Here is a 22383-nt window from a genome sequence, read left to right as displayed (position 1 = left end):
CTGGTGATATTCCGCCGCAAACGTGACGCGGACAGGCTGGCCGCAACCGCAGAGGTGGCCAGCCGCAGCCTGTGGTCCAACGCCATGCGGCGGCTGATCCGCAATCGCGCGGCGCTGGCCGCCAGTGCGGTGCTGGGGCTGATGGTAGTGCTGGTGCTGATCGGCCCGGCGCTGTCCCCCTACGATCAGGCGACCCAGGACTACGGCATGATCTGGACCGGGCCGGATGCCGGCAGCGGGCATCTGTTCGGGACTGACAGCCTGGGCCGCGACCTGTTCGTGCGCACCATGCAGGGGGGGCGCATCTCGCTGACCATCGGCGTGGTCACCACCCTGGTCAGCCTGATCATCGGCGTGACCTACGGCTCGGTGGCCGCCTACTTCGGCGGCCGGGTGGATTCGCTGATGATGCGGGCGGTGGACATTCTCTACGCCATGCCCTTCCTGTTCTTCGTGATCCTGCTGATGGTGGCCTTCGGGCGCAACATCTACCTGATCTTCATCACCATCGGCGCGGTCAGCTGGCTGGACATGGCCCGTATCGTGCGCGGCCAGACGCTGTCGGTGAAACAGAAGGAATTCGTCGAGGCCGCGCGCATGGCCGGCGCCTCCTCGTTCAACGTCATCCGGCGGCACATCGTGCCCAATCTGCTGGGCGTGGTGGCGGTGTACATCACCCTGACCATTCCGCAGGTGATCCTGTTCGAGTCCTTCCTGAGCTTTCTCGGCCTGGGGGTGCAGGAGCCGGCCACCTCCTGGGGCACGCTGGTCAAGGACGGGGCCGACGAGATGAGCCGCGCGCCGTGGCTGCTGATCTTCCCGGCGGTGTTCCTGGCCACCACGCTGTTCTGCTTCAACTTCATCGGCGACGGCCTGCGCGACGCGCTGGACCCGAAGGACCGTTGATCACGATGCTGCTGCAAGTAACCAATTTACGGGTCAGCTTCGATACACCCGACGGCCCGGTCGACGCCGTGCGCGGGCTCGATTTCGAGCTGGCCGAGGGCCAGACGCTGGGCATCGTGGGGGAATCCGGCTCGGGCAAGAGCCAGTCGGTGCGGGCGCTGCTGGGCCTGCTGGACAGCAATGGCCGGGTCAGCGGGTCGGCGCGTTACCGCGACACCGAACTGATCGGGCTGTCCGAGCGCGAGCTTCGACGCATTCGCGGGTCGCGCATCGCGATGATCTTCCAGGATCCGATGACCTCGCTGAACCCGCATCTGCGGGTGTCCACCCAGATGACCGAGGTGCTGGCGCAGCACCAGGGCCTGCGGCGGCGCGCGGCCATGAGCCGGGCGATCGAGATGCTCGAGGCCGTGCGCATCCCCGATGCGGCCCGGCGTATCCGCTACTACCCGCACCAGTTTTCCGGGGGGATGCGCCAGCGCGTGATGATTGCCATGAGCCTGCTCTGCCAGCCGGATATCCTGATCGCCGACGAGCCCACCACCGCCCTGGACGTGACCGTGCAGGCGGAAATCCTCGACCTGATCCGCGACCTGCGCACCCGCTTTTCCACCTCGGTGATCCTGATCACCCACGATCTGGGCGTGGTAGCCGGCACCTGCGATCACGTGGTGGTGATGCGCGACGGCGAGGTGGTGGAGCGGGCGGCGGTCGGGGCGCTGTTCGACCAGCCGCAGCACGACTACACGCGGCGGCTGCTCGCCGCGGTGCCGAAGCTGGACGCCGGCGGCTGACATCGTGGACATCGCCTGGCAGGCCCAGCTGCGGTTCCTGATCCCGGCGCTGGCCGCCACCCTCGCGGCGGCCGCGGCCGTAATCCACATCCTGCTGCACAAGCGGGATTCCCGCGGGGCCTTCGGGTGGATCGCCGTTTGCCTGCTGTTCCCGCTGTTCGGGCCGGTGCTCTATGCGGTATTCGGCATCAACCGGGTGCAGATCCGGGCCCAGCGTCTGGACCAGCGGGCCACCCATGCCCTGGGCCAGCGGGCACCCGGGGTCGACAGCGGCCACACCCGTCGCACACCTGCGGTGCCCGAGTCCCTGACCGGCCTGGCGGCCGCGGCCGACCAGCTGGCGGCAGTGCCGCTGGTCGCCGGCAACGAACTGGCGGTCCTGCACCACGGCGACCAGGCCTACCCGGCCATGCTGACGGCGATCGAGCAGGCCGAGCGCTACGTCTATCTGGCCACCTACATCTTCGAGACCGATAGCACCGGGCGCCAGTTCGTGGCGGCACTCGGCCGGGCGGTGGCACGCGGGGTGGATGTGCGGGTGATGCTCGACGGTTTCGGCGAGTACTACGCCTGGCCTCGCCGCCGCGCCGGCGGTCTGCTGCGGCGCCAGGGCGTGAGTGTGGCCCGCTTTCTGGCGCCCAGCCTGCTGCCGCCGTCACTGCGCATCAATCTGCGCAATCACCGCAAGATTCTGGTGGTGGACGGCATCCGGGGATTCACCGGCGGCATGAACATCGGCGACCGGCATGTCGGCGCGGCGCGCCGGCCGCGGCGGGTGGACGATATGCATTTCGCCCTGGCCGGGCCGGTCGTGCATCAGATGGAAACCGTGTTCCTGGCCGACTGGGCATTCGTGACCGGCGAACGCACCGCGGCCGGCGACTCGGCGGCGGCTCGGGGGTCGGCCACCTGCCGTGTCATCGACGACGGCCCCACGGAGGACCCGGACCGGATCGCCCTGCTGCTGAGCGCGGCGGTGGCCACCGCCCGCGAGCGGGTGCTGATCATGACCCCCTATTTCCTGCCCTCGGCCGGCCTGATCGCGGCGCTGCAGGCAGCCGCACTGCGGGGGCTGGACGTGTCCATCGTGCTGCCGGCCGCCAACAACCTGCCCTACGTGCACTGGGCTTCGCGCCACGGCCTGCGGGAGCTGCTGGTACGCGGGGTGAAGATCTACTACCAGCCGGCGCCGTTCGTTCACAGCAAGCTGTTCGTGGTGGACGACGGCTACGCCCTGATCGGCTCGGCCAATCTCGACCCGCGCAGCCTGCGGCTGAATTTCGAGATGCAGGTGGAGGTATACGACCGCGGTTTCGTGGCCGAACTGGCCGATCACCTGGCGGGGCGCATCGAGGCCTCGCGCCGCTACACCGCCGCGGACTTCGACCAGCGTTCGCTGCCGGTGCGGCTGCGCGACGCGGTGGCCTGGCTGTTCACGCCGTATCTGTGACCGCTTCCGGGCGCGCCAGCCCCGCGGCCACGTCAGGCGGCAGCGCCACGCGCATGGCGACCGGCCGATGATCCGACAGCCGCACGTCCACCGCCTCGGCATGCGTCACCGTCATCCCCGGACTGGTCAGGATGTGGTCGATACCCCGACGCGGCCGCCAGCTGGGAAACGTGACAAGCCGTTCGCCATGCACGCGCAGGGCGCCATCGGCCAGTGCCGGCGCGCGCCGCAGATGGCCGGCACTGCAGTTGGTGTCGGCCATCACCACGACATGTTCGAACGGGGCGACCAGCCGCCGCAGCGCCACCAGTTGCTGGGCCCGGCTGCCGCGGGTCAGGGCCAGATGCGTCACCACGACCGCCAGCGGGGATGCCGGATCGCCGAACTGTGCCAGCAGCGCGCCGCGACCGGGCAGCGTGCCCGGCAGCGCATGTTCGCTGACGGCGAACGGCCGTACCCGGGCGAGCAGGCCCAGCCCGTGCTGGGCGACGTGGCCCAGGTTCCGGTTGACCAGCGAATGCCAGTAGCTGAAGCCGCCCCGGCGGGCGAGCAGCTCCATCTGGTTCTCGTAGCCACTGCGACGGCTGCCGGCGTCGATTTCCTGCAGCCCCACGATGTCGTAACCGGCCACCAGGTCCCCGATACGGGCCAGGTTTTCCTGCACTTCGAGGCTGGGCAGCAGGTGGCGCCAGCCCCGGGTGAGATACTCGCGATAACGTTTGGTGCCGATACCGACCTGCATGTTGAAACTGAGCAGATCGAGTTCGGCCGCGTGACGGCTGGCCCCGGGCGGGCGGCTCATGGCGAGTCACTCTGTTGACGATGCATCACAGGTTACCATTGGGGTCATGACCGCTCTTGGACCACAACCGGCCGCCGATATTCCCGCGCCCCTGCTGGCCGCCGAACAACTGCATGTGCATTTCCCCATGGCGACCAGCTGGCCATGGCAGACCGGCTCGGCCCTGCGGGCGGTCAACGGCATCGACCTGAGCCTGGCCGCCGGGCGCACGCTGGGGGTGGTGGGTGAATCGGGCTGCGGCAAGTCGACCCTGGCGCGGGCCATCACCGGTCTGCAGCCGATCACCTCGGGTCGTCTGACATTCGAAGGCCGGGATGTCACCGACCTGAATCAGGCCGGCTGGCGGCGCCTGCGCCGCGATGTTCAGATGGTGTTCCAGGACCCGCTGGCCAGCCTCAACCCCCGCATGACCATCGGTGAAGTAGTGGCCGAGCCACTGCGCCACCTGTTTCCCGAACTGTCCCGCGCCGAGCGCTGGGACCGGGTGACCGCCATGCTCGAGCGGGTGGGGCTGTCCGGCCACATGGTGAATCGCTATCCGCACGAATTCTCCGGCGGCCAGTGCCAGCGAATCGGCATCGCCCGGGCCCTGGTGGTCCAGCCCAAGCTGCTGGTCTGCGACGAGCCGGTGTCGGCACTGGATGTGTCCATCCAGGCGCAGATTCTCGACCTCCTGCAGGCCCTGCAGGACGAATTCAACATCGCCATGCTGTTCATCGCCCACGATCTGGCGGTGGTGCGCCAGATCAGCGACGAGGTGCTGGTGATGTACCTGGGCCAGGCCATGGAGGCCGCCGACCCGGACACCCTGTTCGACCGCCCGCGCCACCCCTATACCCGGGCCCTGATCTCCGCCGTGCCGCGGCCGGACCCGGATTTCGAGCGCACCCGCAAGCGCATTCTGCTGGAGGGCGATCTACCATCGCCGGCCGACCCGCCCTCCGGCTGCGTGTTCCGCACCCGCTGCCCGTGGGTGCAGCAGGACTGCGCCGAGACCGTGCCGGAACGCCGTCCGCGCAGCGACGGCCGCGGCGAGGTGGCCTGCCACTACGCGGACGAACTGGCCCGCGCGAGTTGATCCGCGCGGTCGTCCCGCCAGGGCGGCCCGCGCTATAGTCCGGGCATGTCCCGACCACCCCGCCTGCGCCGACTCGGCTCGGCCCTCGTGCTGCTGTTGCTGCTGGCGGCCGGCCTGCTGCTGGCCGGCGACCGCTGGCTGACCTCACTGGGCGGGGCATTCGCCCATGCCCCGGAGGACGCCGAATGGCTGCTGACGCCGACCACCCGCGCGCTGGTCGAGGCCAGCTATGACGGGCTGGGCGACACGCCGCCAGTGGTCGACCACTGGGTACACGTGCTGTCCCGTGGCGACGCCGACAACGGCAATGCCAGCTTCCTCAACCCGGCCGCGGGCGAATTCTGGCCGTTCCGCCATTACGTCGCCCTGCGGCTGCTGCTCGGCGCCGGCGGCGTGCGCGACCGTTCGCATCTGGACGAACGCTATCCGGCCCGTCTGATGCGCCAGGTCCGGAGCCTCCCGCACCCGCATCAACTGCAGCTGGTCGGGCTCGATCAGCGTTTCGACCGCGATGGCCGGGCGCAGCCCGAGGGGACCCTGGCCTACGTCGACAACGAGCGGGTGGCGGCGCTGGCCGAGCGCTATCCCGAGCACCTGCGGGCGGCGGTCTCGATCCACCCGGATCGCCCCCATGCGCTGGCCGAGATCAACCGCTGGGCCGGTCGCGACATCCGCCGCATCGCCTGGATGCCGGCCCTGCAGGGATTCGACCCGGCCGACGGCCGGCAGGATTTCTACGCGGCGATGGCGGAGCAGGACATGGCGCTGATCGTGCACGTCGGCGCCGGGCCCGGGCTGGGTCTGGGCGAGGCCGCGCTGGGCAATCCGGAACGGCTGCGCCCGGCGCTGGCGGCAGGACTGGAGGTGACGATGGTGCTGGGCGGGGCCGACGGGCGCTACCCCGACCCGCAGGCCGAGGGCCGTACCGTGTCCGCCACCGAACTGGTCCTGCGCATGCTGCGCGAGCCCGAACTCGAGGACCAGCTGACCGCGGTGATCGGCGGCGTGGCCACACGCCCGCACTCGCGACAGGCCCTGTCCCGGCTGCTGCAGGCGCCCGACCTGCAGGACCGGCTGGGCTATGCCAGCGTCTACCCGCTGCCGGCCGTGGCCGCGGCCACCAATCCGGGCGGACTGCGCGACGCAGGATATCTGCCGGACGAGGCCACCGCGTCGCTGCGTGAACTCTACGACCTGAACCCGCTGCTGTTCGATTTCGTGCTCAAACGCCAGCTCCGGCTACCGCACACCGACCTGGGCCTGTCCGCCAGCGTTTTTACCGGTCCCGACGACGAGACCGTCACCGCCAGGTAACAGTCCAGCGATATAACCGCAGGCCGTCCCTTCGCGAAACGGTCCTGCCGGCCATGCCCACCAATCCGACTTTCCCCCGTCCGGTCGATCCGGTACGTCGCCGGCTGCTGCTCGGCGGCCTGAGCAGCGCCGGCGTGCTCGCCGTCGGCCCGCTGCTATCGGCCTGCGGCGGCGGCAGTGGCGGCGGTCCGGCCATCGGTCCGGGCGGCTCGAACAACGCCGGCGGTGGTGGCGGCACCATCCGCCCCGCCCAGCCCGCCAGCAACATCGCCAATCTCGGGCCGCTGCAGGCGCCGGACGCCAACGGTCTGCGGCTGCCGGCCGGCTTTACTTCCCGCATCATCGCACGGGCCGGCGAGGACCCGACCGGCGGCTCAGGCTACCGCTGGCACACCTTCCCGGACGGCGGCGCCACCTTCGCGCAGCCGGACGGCGGCTGGGTGTACGTCTGCAACAGTGAATTCCTGCCCGGGGGCGTTGGCGCGCTGCGTTTCGATGCCGCCAGTAACGTGGTCGATGCCTATCAGATCCAGCGCGGCACCCTGCTGAACTGCGCCGGCGGCCCGACCCCCTGGGGCACCTGGCTGACCTGCGAGGAGTACGAGGCCGGATTCGTCTACGAATGCGATCCCAGCGGCCAGTCCTCGGCGGCCCGGCTGAGCAATCAGCGCCCGGCCATGGGCACGTTTGCCCACGAGGCCGCCGCCATCGACCCGGAACGCCGGCAGGTCTACCTCACCGAGGACGAATCGGACGGCGGCTTCTACCGCTTCACCCCGGACAGCTACCCCGATCTGTCCAGCGGGCTGCTGGAAATCGCCGAGGTGCTGGGCACCGACCCGGCCACCCGGCGCCAGGTGATCTGGCACGAAGTGCCTCAGCCCAACCCGACGCTGGCACTGACCAACGAACTCAGCGGCGTGCTCGCCGAGATTCCGCTGGTGGGCGACCTAACCGAACCCGTGCTCGAACTGATCGGCACGCCCACCCGTCGGCAGGTGGCCAACAGCACGGTGTTCGACGGCGGCGAGGGCATCGCCTGGCACGACGGCATCGTCTACTTCACTACCAAGGGCGACAACCGGGTGTGGGCGCTGGACACCGCCGCGCAGACCATCGAAATCATCTACGACGACGACATGTTCGCCGACGCCGTGCTCACCGGCGTGGACAACGTGGTGGTATCGGCCGGCGGCGACGTGCTGGTGGCCGAGGACGGCGGCGACATGCAGATCGTGGCCATCACCCCCGAGCGCCAGCTGGTGCCGCTGGTGATGGTGACCGATCAGGCCGAGTCGGAAGTCACCGGCCCGGCCTTCTCGCCCGACGGCACCCGGCTGTACTTCAACAGCCAGCGCGGGCCGGAGCCGTCCGCCGGCGGCCTGCCGATCCCGGGACCCGGCGGCCGCGGCCTGACCTACGAAATCACCGGCCCGTTCTTCGACGGACCCATCACAAATGGGTAGGCCGCGCCGGCGACCGGGCGTTTCCCGCCGCGACCTGCTGCGTGGCGCCGCCGGGGCGCTGGCGATCACGCCCTGGCTGACCGCCTGCGGTGGCGGCAGTGGCAGCGGGGCGAGCGGCGACGAGGCCCGGGCCACCGCCCGCGCGCCGGGTTCCGGGGCAATGTTTTCCCACGGGGTGGCCAGCGGCGACCCGCTGGCCGACCGCGTGATCCTGTGGACCCACGTCACCCCGCCGGACAGCGGACCGATGCCGGTCGACTGGCAGATCGCGACCGATGCGAGCTTCGACGACATCATCGCGCAAGGCAGCACCCTCGCCGAGCCGGCGCGGGATCACACGGTGAAGGTGGACCCGACCGGCCTGACGCCGGATACGGTCTCTTTCTACCGCTTCATCGCCGCGGGCAACCGGTCCGCCACCGGGCGCACGCGCACGCTGCCGGCGGGGCCCACCGAGCGGGTACGGCTGGCGGCGGTGTCCTGTGCCAGCCTGCCGCACGGCTTCTTCAATGCCTACCGGCGCATTGCCGAGCGTGACGACCTGAACGCGGTGGTCCACCTCGGCGATTACATCTACGAATACGGCAACGACCCCGGCCAGTACGGCGCGGACGTGCAGGCCGGCGGACGGACTTTCGAACCGGCACACGAGACCCTGAGCCTGGACGACTACCGCACGCGACATGCCTGCTACAAGCTGGACCCGGACCTGCAGGCCCTGCACGCCAGCCATCCCATGATCGCGATCTGGGACGACCACGAAACCGCCAACAACGCGTTCGTCGATGGCGCCGAGAATCACGACCCGGCCACCGAGGGCGACTGGCCGCTGCGCCGCGACGCCGGTCTGCGGGCCTACTACGAGTGGATGCCGATCCGGGTAACCGACCCCACCGACCGCCGCGTGGCCTATCGCCAGTTCCGCTTCGGCGATCTGGTGGAACTGTCGATGCTGGAAACCCGGCTGCTGGCCCGCAGCGAGCCCGCCGGCCAGGCCGACGCGGGCGATATCAATGATCCGGCGCGGCAACTGCTGGGAAACACGCAATTCGACTGGCTGCGCGCCGGTCTTCAGGATTCACGCACCCGCTGGCGGCTGCTGGGGCAGCAGGTGATGATGGGACAGCTGCGGCTGGCCGGGCTGCCGGAGCTGATGCAGCTGCCCGTGCCCGAGCTCGATCGCCTGCTCGGTCAGGTGCCACTGGTGGGGACCGGCGGGGTGCTGCTCAACCCCGACCAGTGGGACGGCTACCGGGCCGCCCGTCAGCGGCTGTTCGACCTGTTCGCCAACACCGGCAACGTGGTGGTGCTGACCGGCGATATCCACACTTCCTGGGCGATGGATCTGCAGCCGGACCCGTTTCCGATCACCGGAAGCCTGTTCGGCGGCCCGCCGGTGGGCGTGGAATTCGTGGTGCCGTCCGTCACCTCGCCGGGGCTGCCGCAACTGCAGCCGGCGCGCCAGCTGATCCGGGTCAACAACCCGCACATCCGCTATGTCGACCTGGCCGAGCACGGCTACGTGATCGTGGATGTGGATGCGCAGCGAGTGGAAGCGCAGTGGTGGTATGTCGACGATATTCTCGGGCCGTCGAACGGCGAACGCTTGGGCGCCACCATGCGCACCGAGAGCGGAGCAAACCGGCTGACCGCCGGCTGACTTCCCGGACCTAGCAGGCCGCTATCGCGGACGCCATCAGCGCCCGCGCAATCGCAATCCGACTCCGGCAACGGCGTGCCGGCCGGCGGTCACACGCCAGCCGGCACAGCCCGCGTCAGAACTGGCGGGGACCCCGTGGCCGATCTTCGCGGGGCCGTGCTTCGTTGACCCGCAGGTTGCGGCCCTGGAAGTCGGTTTCGTTCAGCCCCTGGATCGCGGCCTCGGCCGAGCCCTTGTCCGGCATCTCGACGAAGCCGAACCCGCGCGAGCGGCCGCTTTCACGGTCGGTAATGATCTTGGCGGAGCTTACCTCGCCGTAGGCTTCGAATGCGGCGCGCAAGTCATCTTCGCTTGAGCCCCAGGGCAGATTGCCCACATAGATGTTAATCACAGCAGAATCCCGAATCGCGGCGCCATTGCCCTACGTCGTCCGCCGGGGCACGGCAATGGCACGAACCCATCCCCCAGGGGCCGGCTTGTTATGCCGACGGTTCGAGTGTAGCGCTTTTTTCCGTCAAGCAATATGACCGCCCGGCGGAATGGATCCGGCAGTCCTAAAGTGACTTTTGTGCAGCCCGCCGGCGTGGCCGGCCGTTACCGGCCGTTTTACCCAGAACCGGCAAGGCCGGCGTCAGCCGCAGTTGGGCCGCCGGCCGGCGTTCCGGGCCTGCTGATAGAGCGGCATCGCCTTGGGGATGTTCTCATTGAGCTTGTTGATCCGGCTTTCATGCCCGGGGTGGGTGGACAGGAATTCGGGCGGCGACCCGCCGCTGGACCGCGCCATGTTCTGCCATAACTGCACCGAAGCCTGCGGGTCGAAACCCGCCCGGGCCATGAGTTCCAGACCCACCACATCGGCCTCGCTTTCCTGAGCCCGTGAGAAGGGCAGCAGTACGCCAACCTGAGCCCCTAGGCCCAGCGCGGCCATGGCGGCCTGGCCCATGCCGCCGTTGCCGCCACCGGCAATGGCGCCGGCCAGCTGCAGGGCACTCTGGGTGGCGAACTGGCTGGACACCCGTTCATTGCCGTGATCGGCCAGTACGTGGGCGACTTCGTGGCCAATGACCGTGGCCAGCTGGTCCTGGTTACGGCTGACGTCGAGCAGGCCGGTGTAGACACCGATCTTGCCACCGGGCAGGGCGAAGGCATTGGCCTGGTCGTCGGCGAAGACGGTGACCTCCCAGGTGCCGCCGGTCTGGCGGGTAATGGCGTTGGCCACGCACTGTACGTAGTTGTTGACCCGGCTGGACTGCTCGATCGGTGTTTCCTGCTTCATCTGCTGATAGCTGGCCGCGCCCATTTCGGCGAGATCCGAGGAGGGAAACAGTTTCAGTTGCGGTCGGCCGGTGGGCGAGGTGGCGCAGGCGACGGTGATCAGGGCCGTCAGCAACACCACGATCAGGTTGCGCTTGTGCATGATTCAGTCCTAGACCGATTGCAGTCGGTTGCAGTTGGAGTTCGGCGCGCGCGTCGCGTTCATGTCCGAGAGCTTAAGACATTGGGATGAACCGCGTCTGAACAACCCCGAGAAGGTCGGTCACGGCGGCCGGCCGGGGTGGCGTTACAATCGCGGCCCATGAGCGATGATATCTCCCACATACTCGACGGACTCAACGACGCGCAGCGCGAGGCGGTGGGCGCCCCGCCGGGCCACCGGCTGGTGCTGGCCGGCGCCGGCTCGGGCAAGACCCGCGTGCTCACCCACCGGGTGGCCTGGCTGATCGAAGTGGAAGGGGTGTCGCCACAGTCGATTCTGGCGGTCACCTTCACCAACAAGGCCGCACACGAGATGCGCGGCCGCATCGAGCGGCTGGTGCGGGTGCCGGCCTCGGCGATGTGGGTGGGCACCTTTCACGGCATTGCCCACCGGCTGCTGCGCCTGCACTGGCGCGAGGCGAAACTGCCCCAGACCTTCCAGATCATCGACAGCGACGACCAGTACCGGCTGGTGCGGCGCACGCTCAAGAATCTGGAACTGGACGAGGCCCGCTGGCCGCCCAGGCAGATGCAGGGCTTCATCAACGGCTGCAAGGAGGAAGGCCGGCGGCCGCAGCACCTGGCCGACACCGGGGATTTCGCCCGGGCGCAGATGATCCGCGTCTACACCGCCTATGAAAGCGCGCGCGAGTCCGCCGGCCTGGTGGACTTCGCCGAACTGCTGCTGCGGGCCCACGAACTGGTACGCGACGACAGGGAACTGCAGGCCCACTATCGCAAGCGCTTCCGCCATCTGCTGGTGGACGAATTCCAGGACACCAACACCCTGCAGTACGCCTGGATCCGGGTGCTGGCCGGCGATCAGGCGAAGGTGTTCGTGGTCGGCGACGATGACCAGTCGATCTACTCCTGGCGCGGTGCGCGGGCCGACAACATCCTGCGCTTCGCGGAAGACTATCCGGATACCCAGACCGTCCGGCTGGAGCAGAACTACCGCTCCACCTCGACCATCCTGTCCGCCGCCAACGGGCTGATCCGCCACAACAGCGGCCGCCTGGGCAAGGAACTGTGGACCGACGGCGCCGAGGGCGAGCCGATCGACGTCTACGCCGCCTTCAACGAGATCGACGAGGCCCAGCACGTGGTCACCCGCATCCGCGGCTGGCTGGACGACGGCGGGGCCCGCTCCGAAGTCGCCATCCTGTACCGCTCCAACGCCCAGTCGCGGGTGCTGGAGGAGCAGCTCATCCGCGCCGAGATTCCCTACCGCATCTACGGCGGCCAGAAATTCTTCGAGCGGGCCGAGATCAAGGACGCCATGGCCTACCTGCGCCTGATCATGGCCCGGGCCGACGATGCCGCCTTCGAGCGCATCGTCAACACCCCCACCCGCGGTATCGGGGCCGCCACCGTCGACAGGATCCGCGCCCACGCCCGGGCCGAGGCGATGAGCCTGTGGCAGGCGGCCGACGCCCTGGCCCGCGAGGGCCTGCCGGGCCGGGCCGCGAATGCGGTGCGCGCGTTCCTGACGCTGATCGACGACCTCGACGCCGAAGTGACCAACCGCGATCTGCGCGAGATAACCGAGACGGTGATCGACCGCAGTGGCCTGAAGGCGCACCACGGCAAGGACAAGTCCGAAAAGGGCGAGGCCCGGGTCGAGAACCTGGACGAACTGGTATCCGCCGCCCGCGGCTTCGTGGCCGACGAAACCGAACCCGGCGATGCGCTCACCCAGTTCCTGGCCCACGCCGCGCTGGAGGCCGGCGAGAACCAGGCCGGCGAGTGGGACGACTGCGTGCAGCTGATGACCCTGCACGCTGCCAAGGGCCTGGAATTCCCGCAGGTATTCCTGGTGGGATTGGAAGAGGGCCTGTTCCCGCACCAGCGCTCGGTGGAGGACCCGGACGGCCTGGAAGAAGAGCGGCGGCTGGCCTACGTCGGCATGACCCGGGCGATGCAGCGCCTGCATCTGTCGCACGCGGAACTGCGCCGGCTGCACGGCAGCGAAAATCTCTGCGCGCCGTCACGCTTCCTGCGCGAGATCCCCGCCGAATTCTTGCGCGAGATCCGGCCGCAGGCCCAGGTCAGCCGGCCGATGTTCGATGGCAGACGCGGCCTGATCGACACCGGCGCCGGCCCGGAGGGCCTCAACCTCGGCCAGCGCGTGGCGCACAAGAAATTCGGCGAGGGCGTGGTGCTGTCGTTCGAGGGCGAGGGTGCCCGGGCCCGGGTACAGGTCAATTTCGACGGCGCCGGCAGCAAGTGGCTGATGGCGGGGTACGCGAACCTGCAGCCGATTTAGCCACGCGCGGCACCGTCCGGGGTCTGCTAGGTTTAAGCGACCAGACCCACCCGGGGATTCCCCATGCTGCGCCGGCTTGCGCTGTTCGCGCCACTGCTGTTGCTATCCGCAACGGTTACCGCCCAGACCCTGACCGTGGGCACCAGGATCGCGCCGCCCTTCGTGGTGGAAACCGAATCCGGCGATCTGGGCGGCATCAGCATCGAGCTTTGGGAACGGCTGGCCGAGGATCTGGATCTGGCCTTCGAGTACCAGCGCACCGATATCGACGGCCTGCTCGCCGGTCTGCAGGACGGCTCGCTGGATGTGGCCGTGGGCGCGCTGACCATGACCGCCGCGCGCGAGCAGGTAATCGATTTCACCCACCCCTTCCACACCACCGGTCTGGCCGTGGCGGTGCAGCCCGACAGCGCGGGCGCGTGGGATGCCATCAAGCGATTCTTCTCGGTCGAGTTCCTGATGGCCGTGCTCGGCCTGCTGGCGCTGCTGCTGGCGGTGGGCCTGGTGATCTGGCTGGCCGAGCGCCGTGCCAACCCGGATGAGTTCGGCGGCGGAACCAGCCGCGGTCTGGGCAACGGCCTGTGGTGGGCGGCGGTCACCATGACCACCGTGGGCTACGGCGACAAATCCCCGCGCACGCTGGCCGGGCGCATCGTCGGACTGGTGTGGATGTTTGCCGCCATCATCCTGATCTCGGGATTCACCGCGGCCATCGCCACGTCACTGACCGTCGGCCAGCTCGGCACCCGCATCGACAACGTGGACGACCTGCGACGCATGGCGGTGACCACGGTGGCCGGGACCTCCAGCGCCGCCGCACTGGACGCCCGCGGCATCGGCTACTACCCGGTGGATGACCTCGACAGCGGGCTGGCGGAACTGGCCGCCGGCCGCACCGACGCGGTGGTCTACGACGCCCCCATCCTGCAGTACGTGGCCAATAACGAGTATCCGCGCCGCACCACGGTGCTACCGCTGCGCTTCGAGCGTCAGGAATACGCCCTTGCGGTCACGCAGGACAGTCCGCTGCGGGAGCGGCTGAATCAGCGGATTCTGGAAATCGTGAACCAGCCGGCCTGGAGCCAAACGGTGCGGTCCTATCTGGGCGCCGGGCAACCCTAGACCTGAGCGCGAGGCGCCGCCTCTAGCCCTTGACCCGCATGACCAGGCTGTCGATGCCCTTCTCGTCGAGCTTGCGCAGCGTGGCGTTGAGCCGTTCGGTACTTTCCAGCGTGGCCGTGCGTACCCGGTACACCACGCGCCCGGATTCCAGCCGCACTTCTTCGATGCTCGATTCGATGCCCAGCAATGCCAGCCCCGCCTTGCGCCGGTCGGCGTCGGCGTGGCTGGAAAACGAGCCAGCCTGGATCACGTAGCGACCCGGCTGTTCCACCTTGCGGGTGGTGGTCTGGCTGCGTTCGGTATCGCCGGTGTATTCCTCTTCCGGAATCACCACCTCGTAGTTGGGCAGCATTTCGTAGAACGCGAACCGCGGCGACGGATCCTTGGCCGGCTCGTCGTCCGGTGCGGCCTCGCCGGATTCATCGGCACCCCCCGCGGCGGGAATCTCGATGCCGGCCACCTTCAGGCCACTGCTGCCGGCCGGCCGCCCGAACACGTATACCCCGGCGGCCGCGGTCAGGCCGATACACAGCCCACAGAACAGCCAGACCCACCCGGGAATACCGGCGGCGCGGCTGGTGGACTTGCGCTTGGCCGCCGGCCGTTTACGGGGTTTCTTGCGGCCGTCACTGCTGCGGGTCTTGGCGTAATCCCGGGCCATTACATCACCTCCGGACTGGTCACGCCGAGCAGCGTCAGACCGTTGGCCAGAACCTGACGGGTGGCCTGGATCAATGCCAGGCGGGCGTTGCGCAGGGCTGCATCCTCCACCAGGAACGGGTGCGCGTTGTAGTAACTGTGGAAGGCGTCGGCCACCTCCCGCAGATAATGCGCCAGCGTGTGCGGCGCATAACCCAGGGCGGCGGCCTCCACCACTTCCGGGTAGCGCGACAGCTCGGTGAGCAGGCGCTGTTCGTGTTCCTCTTCCAGACGCGCCAGATCGGCGGCCTCGGCACTGAACTGCAGCCCGCGTTCGTCGAGCTGGCGGCCAACGCTGCAGACCCGGGCATGGGCGTACTGGATGTAATAGACCGGGTTGTCGTTGGACTGGGACTTGGCCAGCTCCAGGTCGAAATCCAGATGCTGCTCGTTGGAGCGCATGACATAGAAGAAACGGGTGGCATCCATCCCGACCTCGTCGCGCAGCTCGCGCAGGGTCACATACTGACCGGCACGGGTGGACATGGGCAGCTTCTCCGCCCCGCGGTAGAGGATGGCGAACTGCACCAGCTGCACCGCCAGCCGATCGGCCTCCCCGGTCAGGGCCTGGACGGCGGCCTGCACCCGCGGCACGTAGCCGTGATGATCGGCGCCCCAGATATCGACCAGACGATCGAAGCCGCGGTCCAGCTTGTTCAGGTGATAGGCGATGTCGGCGGCGAAATAGGTGTGGGTGCCATTGGCGCGCACCAGCACCCGGTCCTTCTCGTCGCCGAAACGGGATGACGCGAACCAGGTCGCGCCTTCCTCATCATAGGTGTGGCCGGCCTCACGCAGACGCTCCAGCGCCGCTGCCACCGCGCCATCGTCCACTAGGGAACGTTCCGAGAACCAGCGATCGAACGCCACCCCGAAGGCCGCCAGGTCGTCGGCAATGTCGGCCAGCTGCTCGTCCAGGATCACCGCCAGCAGCTGGCGGAAACCGTCCTCGCCCACCAGTTCGCGGGCACGAACAATGATGGCATCCAGATAGGCATCGCGGTCGCCGCCGGCGTCGACATCAGCCGGCAGACCCGCAAGCACCTCGGCGGCGGGATGGCGGAAGGCGTCGCCCTGTTCGACCGCCAGCTTGTCGGCCGCGGCCTGCACATAATCCCCCTGATAGGCGCCGGCCGGGAAGGGCATCTCCTCCCCACGGCACTGCAGGTACCGGCACCACAGCGACATCGCCAGGATATCCATCTGCCGGCCGGCGTCATTGACGTAGTACTCGCGGTGCACGTCGAACCCGGCCGCGGTCAGCAGCCGGGCCACGCAGTCGCCGTAGGCCGCACCGCGGCCGTGGCCCACGTGCAGCGGGCCGGTGGGGTTGGCCGACACGAATTCCACCATCACCCGGGTGCCCGTCCCGATGTCGCTGCGGCCGTAATCGGCCCCGGCCGCGAGAATATCCGGCACCACCTGGCGGAAGGCCGCCGGGGCCAGACGGAAATTGATGAAGCCCGGCCCGGCGATTTCCACGCCGGCGATCCGCTCTGATGCCGGCAATGCCGCCACGATGGCCTCGGCAATCTGGCGCGGGGCGCGGCGGGCCGGCTTGGCCAGCGTCATGGCGATATTGCTGGCGAAATCGCCGTGGGCGGGATCGCGGGTGCGCTCCACGTGCGGCGCGTCGGGCGTGGTCACGTCGGGCAGCGCGCTGGCGGTCGCCTCGGCGAGCATCTGCTGGATCAGGGTCTTCAAGGTGTCGGGCCAACCGGGGGGGGTGCGCAAGGGGCGCGTAAGTGTAACGGGTGGCCGTGGGGCTGTTAACCGTTGGTGGCGCGGGCTTCCAGCAACTCGAAGAACCGGCCGGTCTCCGGTACCGGCAGGCCGCCGTTATCCAGCGCTGTCACGTCCACCACCTGCGCATCCGTGAAACCGGCCTGTTCCAGCGCGGCGGCGGCGTCCTGCTCGTGCTCGAACAACCGGTCGCCGAAATCCCCGCCGGTGAGCTGACCCAGCATCCGCAGGAATAGCGGCACCGCCAGGCCCAGGGAGCGGGCGCGGGCCCGCGGGTTGATGTCGGTGATATAGATGCCGCCGCCGAAGCCGCTCAGCAACCCGTGGAGGTTGGCCCAGGCCCGCGGCTTGTCGGCAAAGCCGAGGTAATCGGTCACGCCCTCGGTGATCGCCATCGCGGTGCCGCGCGCATGGCCGGCGGCGGTCCGCAGGCTGTCGCCGAAGTCGTCGGCCAGCAGATCGGCCGGGACCAACCGGTAGTTGGCGGGCAAGTCGAGCCCCGCCAGCCGGCGACGCTTGGCCACCACCATGCCCGGCAAGTCGGCCTCCACCACCCGCATGGCCGGAAAGGCCCGGGCCAGCGTCAGCCCGCGGGCCGACAGGCCGGCGCCCACGTCGAACAGCAGATCCGGCGACTGCTGGCGGATGCGCTGGCCGATCCAGTGATGCCGCAGCCGCAGGAAGGCCAGAAAATGGCCCGCCGGCTGGCCCAGCCAGCGCATCGGCATCAGCCCGAGCCGCAAGGCGTCATACCCGACGCGACCGGTCCAGGTATCGAAGGCCTCGGCGCCGGGAAAGCCGGCACGCCGCCAGGTCTGGGCGGTCACGTGGGCGGTGGGGGCGATGCGCGGGTTGCCGGTCAAATCAGTTCCTGCGGGTCGACGTCTACCGACCAGCGTACCCGACGGGCCTCGCGCAGACCGCCGACCGCCGGCAGCCAGGCCCGCAGGAAGCGATGCAGCGGTGCCCGGCTGGCGGCGTGGATCAGCAGATGCGCCCGGAAACGGCCGGCGCGGCGTTCCAGCGGCGCCGGCGCCGGGCCCCAGATCGCCACCGCTTCGTCAGCCGAGGACGAGGCCAGACCGGAGGCCGCGGCAAGAAAGCGGGTAGGCGCGTCGGCATCGGGGGCCTCGGCCTGCACCAGGGCGAGATGGCCGTAGGGCGGCAATCCGGCGGACTCGCGCTCGGCCAGGGCCGCGTTGGCGAAGGCGTCATACCCGGATCGCACCAGCGTGCCCAGCAGCGGGTGATCGGGATGGCGGGTCTGAAGCAGCACCTCGCCGGGGCGCTCGCCGCGGCCCGCGCGACCCGCCACCTGGGTCACCAGTTGCGCCATGCGTTCGAACGCGCGGAAATCGGCGGAAAAAAGGCCGTGATCGGCGTTGATCACGCCGACAAATGTCAGGGCCGGAAAATCATGGCCCTTGGCCAGCATCTGCGTGCCCACCAGCACGTCGGTGGTGCCGGCGGCAACGCTGGCGAGCATGCGTTCCAGGCTGCCACGGCGGGCGGTGGTATCGCGGTCAAAGCGGGCAATCCGGGCGGCGGGCAATCGTGATCGCAGCGCGGCGGCCACCCGCTCCGTGCCTTCGCCCACGGCAATCAGCTCGCCGCCGCCGCAGGCCTCGCACTCGGTCGGGGCTGGCCGGGCGGCGCCGCAGTGATGACAGCGTAGATTCCGGCCGCCCCGGTGCAGGGTCATGCCGGTATCGCAGCGCCGGCAGGGGGCGATCCAGCCGCAGTCATGGCAGATCATGGCCGGGGCGAACCCGCGACGATTGACGAACAGCAACGCCTGGCCGCCGGCCTCGACATGCTCGTGAACGCGCGCCAGCAGCGGTCGCGACAGCCCCTCCTCCAGCGGCCGGCTGCGCACGTCCAGCAACTGGATCGCCGGCGCCGATGCCCCGGTGGCGCGCGTGGCCAGGCGGGCGTGGCGGTATCGCTCGGCCCGGGCGTTGTGCAGGGTTTCCAGCGCCGGGGTAGCCGAGCCCAGCAGGATCGGCACGTCCAGCTGCTGCGCCCGGCGGATCGCCACGTCCCGGGCCGAGTAACGCAGGCCATCCTGCTGCTTGAACGAGGCGTCGTGCTCCTCGTCGATGACGATCAGGCCCAGGTCCGGCAACGGCGTGAACACCGCCGACCGGGTGCCGAGCACAATCGCCGGTCCGCCGGCCCGGGCCGCCAGCCAGCCCTCGAGCCGCTGCACCGCGGTCATGCCCGAATGCAGCACAATCAGCCGGCCGCCCACGCGGTCGCCGAAGCGGGCCACCAGCTGGGGCGTGAGCCCGATTTCCGGCACCAGCACCAGTGCCTGTCGCCCCTGCTGCAGCGTCGCCTGCAGCAACTGCAGGTAGACCTCGGTCTTGCCGCTGCCGGTCACGCCCTGGAGCAGGGTGACGGCAAATCCGTCGGGGGCGCTGTTGATGGTGTCGAGCGCACGGGCCTGGTCCGTCGTCAACGGCGGGCCGGGACGGGGCTCGGGCGGCTGCGCCGCGGGATCGCAATGCTCGATCAGCCCCTGTTCGGTCAGACGCGCCAGGACGGGGGTCGCGCGGGGCAGCAGGCTGCGCAGTGCGGATTCGGGATACCCATCCGGCGCCGCCGCGAGCTGTTCCAGCAACTGACGCTGGCGCGCCGCCCGTGGCGGTGCGTCGGTGAGAACCCGTCGGCCTTCACTCGAGAGACGCCAGTGGATAGCGGCCGGGCGCCGCGCGGGCTCGCCGCGACGCAACAGAACCGGCAGGGCGGTTGTCACGGTTTCGCCCAGCGCATGGTGGTAGTAGCGGGCGGTCCACTCGAGCAGTTCGCGCAGATCCGGGCCGAGCAGCGGCGTGTCGTCTATGACCTCGTCAATCGGCCGCAGCCGAGCCGTATCCACCGCCGCCTGTGCTGCGGTGCCAACGACCAGCCCGATCAACCGCCGGCGCCCGAAACTCACCCGCACCCGCCCCCCGATGACCGGTGACGGCCCGCTCGCGGGAGGCAGATAATCGAAAGCGCCGTGCACCGGGGTGGGCACGGCCACGCGGATGACGCCGGACATGGGCCAAGTGTAGACCAGGCCCGGGCCAACGGTTGTGGATAACTTTGGGGACAAACGGCGGACGCATCGCGCGATTTGCGGAACCTATCTTTTTCTATTATGGCGATATAGAAAGGCTATTTATATATTTTCTTTTAAACTCATATAGTTAAAAGCCCCCAATAGAACTCCGGCGACTGCACTGCCTTGAGGGCCCTAAACCTGCCACCGCACTGGAAATGTGCATAACTCTGACCGCGCGACGATAAACCCTTGGTTGCGCGGAGAAAAAAATCGAACGGTAGATCGTGCCGATCAACTTGGTACCGGCGCCCCATCGCCCCCTGAATCGGGGCGGTTCCGGGCATCATCGGAGCGTGATATAAGCGTGGTTACCGCTTGAGGTGACACCCGCAACAACGGCTCGATCGTGCAGCGGGTAACGGGGACACGCTTACCGGATTCTTCCAGGGAGACAATCATGAACCATAAGACAACCGGCGCGCTGGTTGCGCTAGTTCTGGCCACCGCGCCATGGGCGGCGCAGGCCGGCAAGGCAACCGTCCAGGCCACGGATGACAGTGGCAAGAGCATGAACATGGATTTCGAGTATCGCGGCGACAACCAGCTGCGCATGAGCGTGCCCCAGCAACAGGGCGGGTACATGCTGGTAGACGGCGACGCAGTTTACAGCGTCACCCAGCAGAACGGGCAGCCCATGGTCATGCGGCTGGACAAGCTCCTGTCGACCAGTGGTATGCAGGCGCCGGCCTTGCCGGGTGGCGACGTCGAAGGCGTCAGCAAGATGGAAAACACCGGCCGGACCGAGACCGTGGCCGGGATCCAGGGTGAAGTCTGGACGATGACCTACACCGATGCGGACGGGCAGACCCGCACCGACGAGGTCGTCGTCAGCGACGATCGGCGCGCGGTGGCGTTCTCGCAAGCCCTGACGGGCATGGGGCGGGCCATGGCGAAAGCGGCCGGTCAGCCGGCACAGGACGATCCGCTTGCCCGTCAGATGGAAGGCAAGGGGATGCTGCGCATGGGCTCGCAGATGCGAGTCACCGCCCTGTCCGATGCGGATCCGGCCGCGAGTCGCTTCGCGCTGCCCGCCGAACCCATGGAAATACCCGGCATCGGCTCACTGGGTGGCATGTTCGGCAAGCAGGCTGAACGCCAGCAGCAGCGAACCGAATCCCGCACCGAGAGTGAAACCAACAACGCTGTCGACAACGCGGTGGACAAGGTACTGGACAAGGCATTCAGCATCTTCGACTGACGCTGATACGCTCCACCGCATCAGGCACAACGCAAACCGCAGCGGAGAACCGACATGGCGGATTTCGACCTCGAACGCACCCAGTCCCTGCTCAAGGGGGCAGCGCTAAATCCCGAGCCCACCTGGGACAGCTTCCGCGCCGACAACCCCGACTGGACGCAAACCGCCGTGCTGGTGGCCGGCCCGATGATCGTGATCACCGCGGTGCTGGCACCGATCCTGGGCTGGATCTTCGGCACCAACATGCTGCCGGGCGCCGGCGGGTTCGTCACCCAGATCTTCGTGACCCTGATATTCGGCCTGATCGGCCTGGGTATTTCCGGCGCCGTGTTCGGCCTGCTGGCCGGCAGCTTCGGGGGCACCCAGAGCTTCGATAATGGCTTCGCCGCCGTCAGCCTGGCCGCGGTGCCCGGCTACGCCGGCCAGATCATCGGCACTCTGCCGCTGATCGGCTGGCTGATCGGCCTGGCGCTGAGCATCTACTCGATGGTTCTGCTCTATCGCTGCCTGCCCCGGTTCGTGGGCGTGCCCCAGGAAAAGCGGGTCGGGCATTTCGTGGTGGGTTTGATCATCCTAGTCGTGATCTACGCCATCATCAGCTTCCCGCTGGCGGGGCTGTTCCTCACCGGCAGCGGCGTGCCAGCCGTCTAGCCCCCGGCTCGGCCGGCCACCCGCGCCAGCTCACCGAGCATCATCAGGGTCAGGCCCCAGACGGTCTGACCCTGATGGACACGGCTGGGCATGGGCACGCGCAGCGGGCCGACCCGCCAGGCAAAGGTGCGCCGGTGCTCACGCCCGACGACCACCGAAAGCGGTAGCCAGAAAATCTCGGCCACTTCATGGTTGCCGTCCAGATCGCCGGCCTGTTCGGGGTAGCGGTAGACGAACGGCGACACCACCATCGGCAGTGGTCGGCCGTGAGCACGGGTCAGCCGGTCGTGCAGGCGGCCGATGCGATCGGTTTCGGTCAGCACCAGGCCGGTTTCCTCAAACGCCTCGCGGCAGGCGGCGGCGCCACCGCCGGCATCACCGGTGGATAAACGACCGCCCGGGAAGGAGACATCGCCGGACCAGGGGTCACCCGCCCGCCGGGCCCGGCGCGTCAGCAGTACCTGCGGCCCGTCCGGGCCGGGGGCGACCACCACTGCCACGGCCGCGCGGATGAAGCGGCGGCGCGCGGGCAGGCGCAGCGGACGATGGCGCCGCAGGGCGGATTCGAGCGCGGGGAGGTCGTTCATGCGGCGCGAATGACGGAATCGGCTTGATCCGGCCTGAAACCATCCGCCACCAGGTAGGCCCA

The 22383-nt window shown here is 68.8% G+C and carries 19 protein-coding genes; 11 read left to right on the top strand and 8 right to left on the bottom strand.

Features of this window, described 5'->3' with window-relative positions:
• The 3 genes from RM531_RS06750 to cls are packed head-to-tail and all read left to right on the top strand — an operon-like array spanning position 1 to position 3150.
• Positions 1 to 906 (top strand): ABC transporter permease subunit, encoded by a 906-nt coding sequence (locus RM531_RS06750; protein ID WP_432280503.1) that lies wholly within the window; start codon positions 1 to 3, stop codon positions 904 to 906.
• A 5-nt stretch (positions 907 to 911) separates the two neighbouring features.
• Positions 912 to 1700, top strand: coding sequence for an ABC transporter ATP-binding protein (locus RM531_RS06745; RefSeq protein WP_311658245.1), 789 nt, complete (start codon positions 912 to 914; stop codon positions 1698 to 1700).
• Between the two features lie 4 nt (positions 1701 to 1704).
• The gene (gene cls, locus RM531_RS06740) at positions 1705 to 3150 is read left to right on the top strand and encodes a cardiolipin synthase (RefSeq protein ID WP_311658244.1); all 1446 of its coding nucleotides are present in this window, start codon (positions 1705 to 1707) and stop codon (positions 3148 to 3150) included.
• Here cls and RM531_RS06735 read toward each other — a convergent pair.
• Positions 3134 to 3952: an endonuclease/exonuclease/phosphatase family protein gene (locus RM531_RS06735; RefSeq protein WP_311651174.1), complete on the bottom strand. Its 819-nt coding sequence runs from the start codon at positions 3950 to 3952 to the stop codon at positions 3134 to 3136. The genes cls and RM531_RS06735 overlap by 17 nt on opposite strands.
• Before the next feature lie 46 nt (positions 3953 to 3998).
• On the opposite strand from RM531_RS06735, the gene RM531_RS06730 reads away from it, so the two are divergent.
• Genes RM531_RS06730 through RM531_RS06715 form a run of 4 tightly spaced genes read left to right on the top strand, consistent with a single transcriptional unit; the run spans position 3999 to position 9470 of the window.
• Positions 3999 to 5030, top strand: a complete 1032-nt coding sequence (locus tag RM531_RS06730) for an ABC transporter ATP-binding protein (RefSeq protein WP_311658243.1) — start codon at positions 3999 to 4001, stop codon at positions 5028 to 5030.
• Positions 5031 to 5075: 45 nt separating this feature from the next.
• A complete protein-coding gene (locus RM531_RS06725; RefSeq protein ID WP_311658242.1) occupies positions 5076 to 6344 on the top strand; it encodes an amidohydrolase family protein in 1269 nt (422 codons plus the stop codon).
• A 53-nt stretch (positions 6345 to 6397) separates the two neighbouring features.
• The gene (locus RM531_RS06720; RefSeq protein WP_311658241.1) at positions 6398 to 7810 is read left to right on the top strand and encodes an alkaline phosphatase PhoX; all 1413 of its coding nucleotides are present in this window, start codon (positions 6398 to 6400) and stop codon (positions 7808 to 7810) included.
• Positions 7803 to 9470 (top strand): alkaline phosphatase D family protein, encoded by a 1668-nt coding sequence (locus RM531_RS06715; RefSeq protein WP_311658239.1) that lies wholly within the window; start codon positions 7803 to 7805, stop codon positions 9468 to 9470. The genes RM531_RS06720 and RM531_RS06715 overlap by 8 nt, the downstream gene beginning before the upstream one ends.
• Before the next feature lie 115 nt (positions 9471 to 9585).
• Here the strand turns inward: RM531_RS06715 and rbp are convergent, their stop codons facing one another.
• Together rbp and RM531_RS06705 are read right to left on the bottom strand one after the other, a co-directional pair.
• Positions 9586 to 9858: an RNA-binding regulator gene (gene rbp, locus RM531_RS06710; RefSeq protein WP_349255414.1), complete on the bottom strand. Its 273-nt coding sequence runs from the start codon at positions 9856 to 9858 to the stop codon at positions 9586 to 9588.
• A 243-nt stretch (positions 9859 to 10101) separates the two neighbouring features.
• Complete coding sequence (locus tag RM531_RS06705; protein WP_311658237.1) at positions 10102 to 10887, bottom strand: M48 family metallopeptidase; 786 nt, start codon at positions 10885 to 10887, stop codon at positions 10102 to 10104.
• A gap of 159 nt (positions 10888 to 11046) precedes the next feature.
• Here RM531_RS06705 and uvrD point away from each other — a divergent pair, with 159 nt between their 5' ends.
• Positions 11047 to 13212: a DNA helicase II gene (gene uvrD / locus RM531_RS06700; RefSeq protein ID WP_311658235.1), complete on the top strand. Its 2166-nt coding sequence runs from the start codon at positions 11047 to 11049 to the stop codon at positions 13210 to 13212.
• Between the two features lie 63 nt (positions 13213 to 13275).
• A complete protein-coding gene (locus tag RM531_RS06695; protein ID WP_311658233.1) occupies positions 13276 to 14334 on the top strand; it encodes a transporter substrate-binding domain-containing protein in 1059 nt (352 codons plus the stop codon).
• 22 nt (positions 14335 to 14356) lie between these two features.
• Here the strand turns inward: RM531_RS06695 and RM531_RS06690 are convergent, their stop codons facing one another.
• From RM531_RS06690 to RM531_RS06675, 4 genes are read right to left on the bottom strand one after another with little or no spacing between them, the layout of a single operon-like run.
• Positions 14357 to 14995, bottom strand: coding sequence for an SPOR domain-containing protein (locus RM531_RS06690; RefSeq protein WP_311658232.1), 639 nt, complete (start codon positions 14993 to 14995; stop codon positions 14357 to 14359).
• Positions 14995 to 16767, bottom strand: coding sequence for an arginine--tRNA ligase (gene argS / locus RM531_RS06685; RefSeq protein WP_432280502.1), 1773 nt, complete (start codon positions 16765 to 16767; stop codon positions 14995 to 14997). The genes RM531_RS06690 and argS overlap by 1 nt, the downstream gene beginning before the upstream one ends.
• A gap of 35 nt (positions 16768 to 16802) precedes the next feature.
• Positions 16803 to 17639 (bottom strand): class I SAM-dependent methyltransferase, encoded by an 837-nt coding sequence (locus tag RM531_RS06680; protein ID WP_311658228.1) that lies wholly within the window; start codon positions 17637 to 17639, stop codon positions 16803 to 16805.
• Positions 17636 to 19822 carry a primosomal protein N' gene (locus tag RM531_RS06675; protein ID WP_311658227.1) on the bottom strand — a complete coding sequence of 729 codons (2187 nt, stop codon included), beginning with the start codon at positions 19820 to 19822 and terminating at the stop codon, positions 17636 to 17638. Before RM531_RS06675 ends, RM531_RS06680 begins: the two co-directional genes overlap by 4 nt.
• 460 nt (positions 19823 to 20282) lie before the next feature.
• On the opposite strand from RM531_RS06675, the gene RM531_RS06670 reads away from it, so the two are divergent.
• Complete coding sequence (locus RM531_RS06670; protein ID WP_311658225.1) at positions 20283 to 21083, top strand: hypothetical protein; 801 nt, start codon at positions 20283 to 20285, stop codon at positions 21081 to 21083.
• A gap of 54 nt (positions 21084 to 21137) precedes the next feature.
• Entirely contained in the window at positions 21138 to 21734 is a 597-nt protein-coding gene (locus tag RM531_RS06665; protein WP_311658224.1) for a Yip1 family protein, read from the top strand.
• Here RM531_RS06665 and RM531_RS06660 read toward each other — a convergent pair.
• Positions 21731 to 22321 (bottom strand): NUDIX hydrolase, encoded by a 591-nt coding sequence (locus RM531_RS06660; RefSeq protein ID WP_311658222.1) that lies wholly within the window; start codon positions 22319 to 22321, stop codon positions 21731 to 21733. The two genes, RM531_RS06665 and RM531_RS06660, sit on opposite strands and share 4 nt — an antisense overlap.
• Positions 22322 to 22383: the final 62 nt, after the last annotated feature.

It is taken from the genome of Spectribacter acetivorans (assembly GCF_031846305.1).
Classification (GTDB): Bacteria; Pseudomonadota; Gammaproteobacteria; order Nevskiales; family Salinisphaeraceae; genus Spectribacter; species Spectribacter acetivorans.
This window is presented reverse-complemented; position numbering and strand designations above follow the sequence as displayed.

Coding starts and splice junctions, on each gene's coding strand:
- RM531_RS06665 (WP_311658224.1), top strand. CDS start 21,138: ATGGCGGATTTCGACCTCGAACGCACCCAGTCCCTGCTCAAGGGGGCA.
- RM531_RS06715 (WP_311658239.1), top strand. CDS start 7,803: ATGGGTAGGCCGCGCCGGCGACCGGGCGTTTCCCGCCGCGACCTGCTG.
- RM531_RS06660 (WP_311658222.1), bottom strand. CDS start 22,321: ATGAACGACCTCCCCGCGCTCGAATCCGCCCTGCGGCGCCATCGTCCG.
- RM531_RS06735 (WP_311651174.1), bottom strand. CDS start 3,952: ATGAGCCGCCCGCCCGGGGCCAGCCGTCACGCGGCCGAACTCGATCTG.
- RM531_RS06725 (WP_311658242.1), top strand. CDS start 5,076: ATGTCCCGACCACCCCGCCTGCGCCGACTCGGCTCGGCCCTCGTGCTG.
- RM531_RS06695 (WP_311658233.1), top strand. CDS start 13,276: ATGCTGCGCCGGCTTGCGCTGTTCGCGCCACTGCTGTTGCTATCCGCA.
- RM531_RS06730 (WP_311658243.1), top strand. CDS start 3,999: ATGACCGCTCTTGGACCACAACCGGCCGCCGATATTCCCGCGCCCCTG.
- RM531_RS06745 (WP_311658245.1), top strand. CDS start 912: ATGCTGCTGCAAGTAACCAATTTACGGGTCAGCTTCGATACACCCGAC.
- uvrD (WP_311658235.1), top strand. CDS start 11,047: ATGAGCGATGATATCTCCCACATACTCGACGGACTCAACGACGCGCAG.
- RM531_RS06675 (WP_311658227.1), bottom strand. CDS start 19,822: ATGTCCGGCGTCATCCGCGTGGCCGTGCCCACCCCGGTGCACGGCGCT.
- RM531_RS06720 (WP_311658241.1), top strand. CDS start 6,398: ATGCCCACCAATCCGACTTTCCCCCGTCCGGTCGATCCGGTACGTCGC.
- RM531_RS06705 (WP_311658237.1), bottom strand. CDS start 10,887: ATGCACAAGCGCAACCTGATCGTGGTGTTGCTGACGGCCCTGATCACC.
- RM531_RS06670 (WP_311658225.1), top strand. CDS start 20,283: ATGAACCATAAGACAACCGGCGCGCTGGTTGCGCTAGTTCTGGCCACC.
- RM531_RS06690 (WP_311658232.1), bottom strand. CDS start 14,995: ATGGCCCGGGATTACGCCAAGACCCGCAGCAGTGACGGCCGCAAGAAA.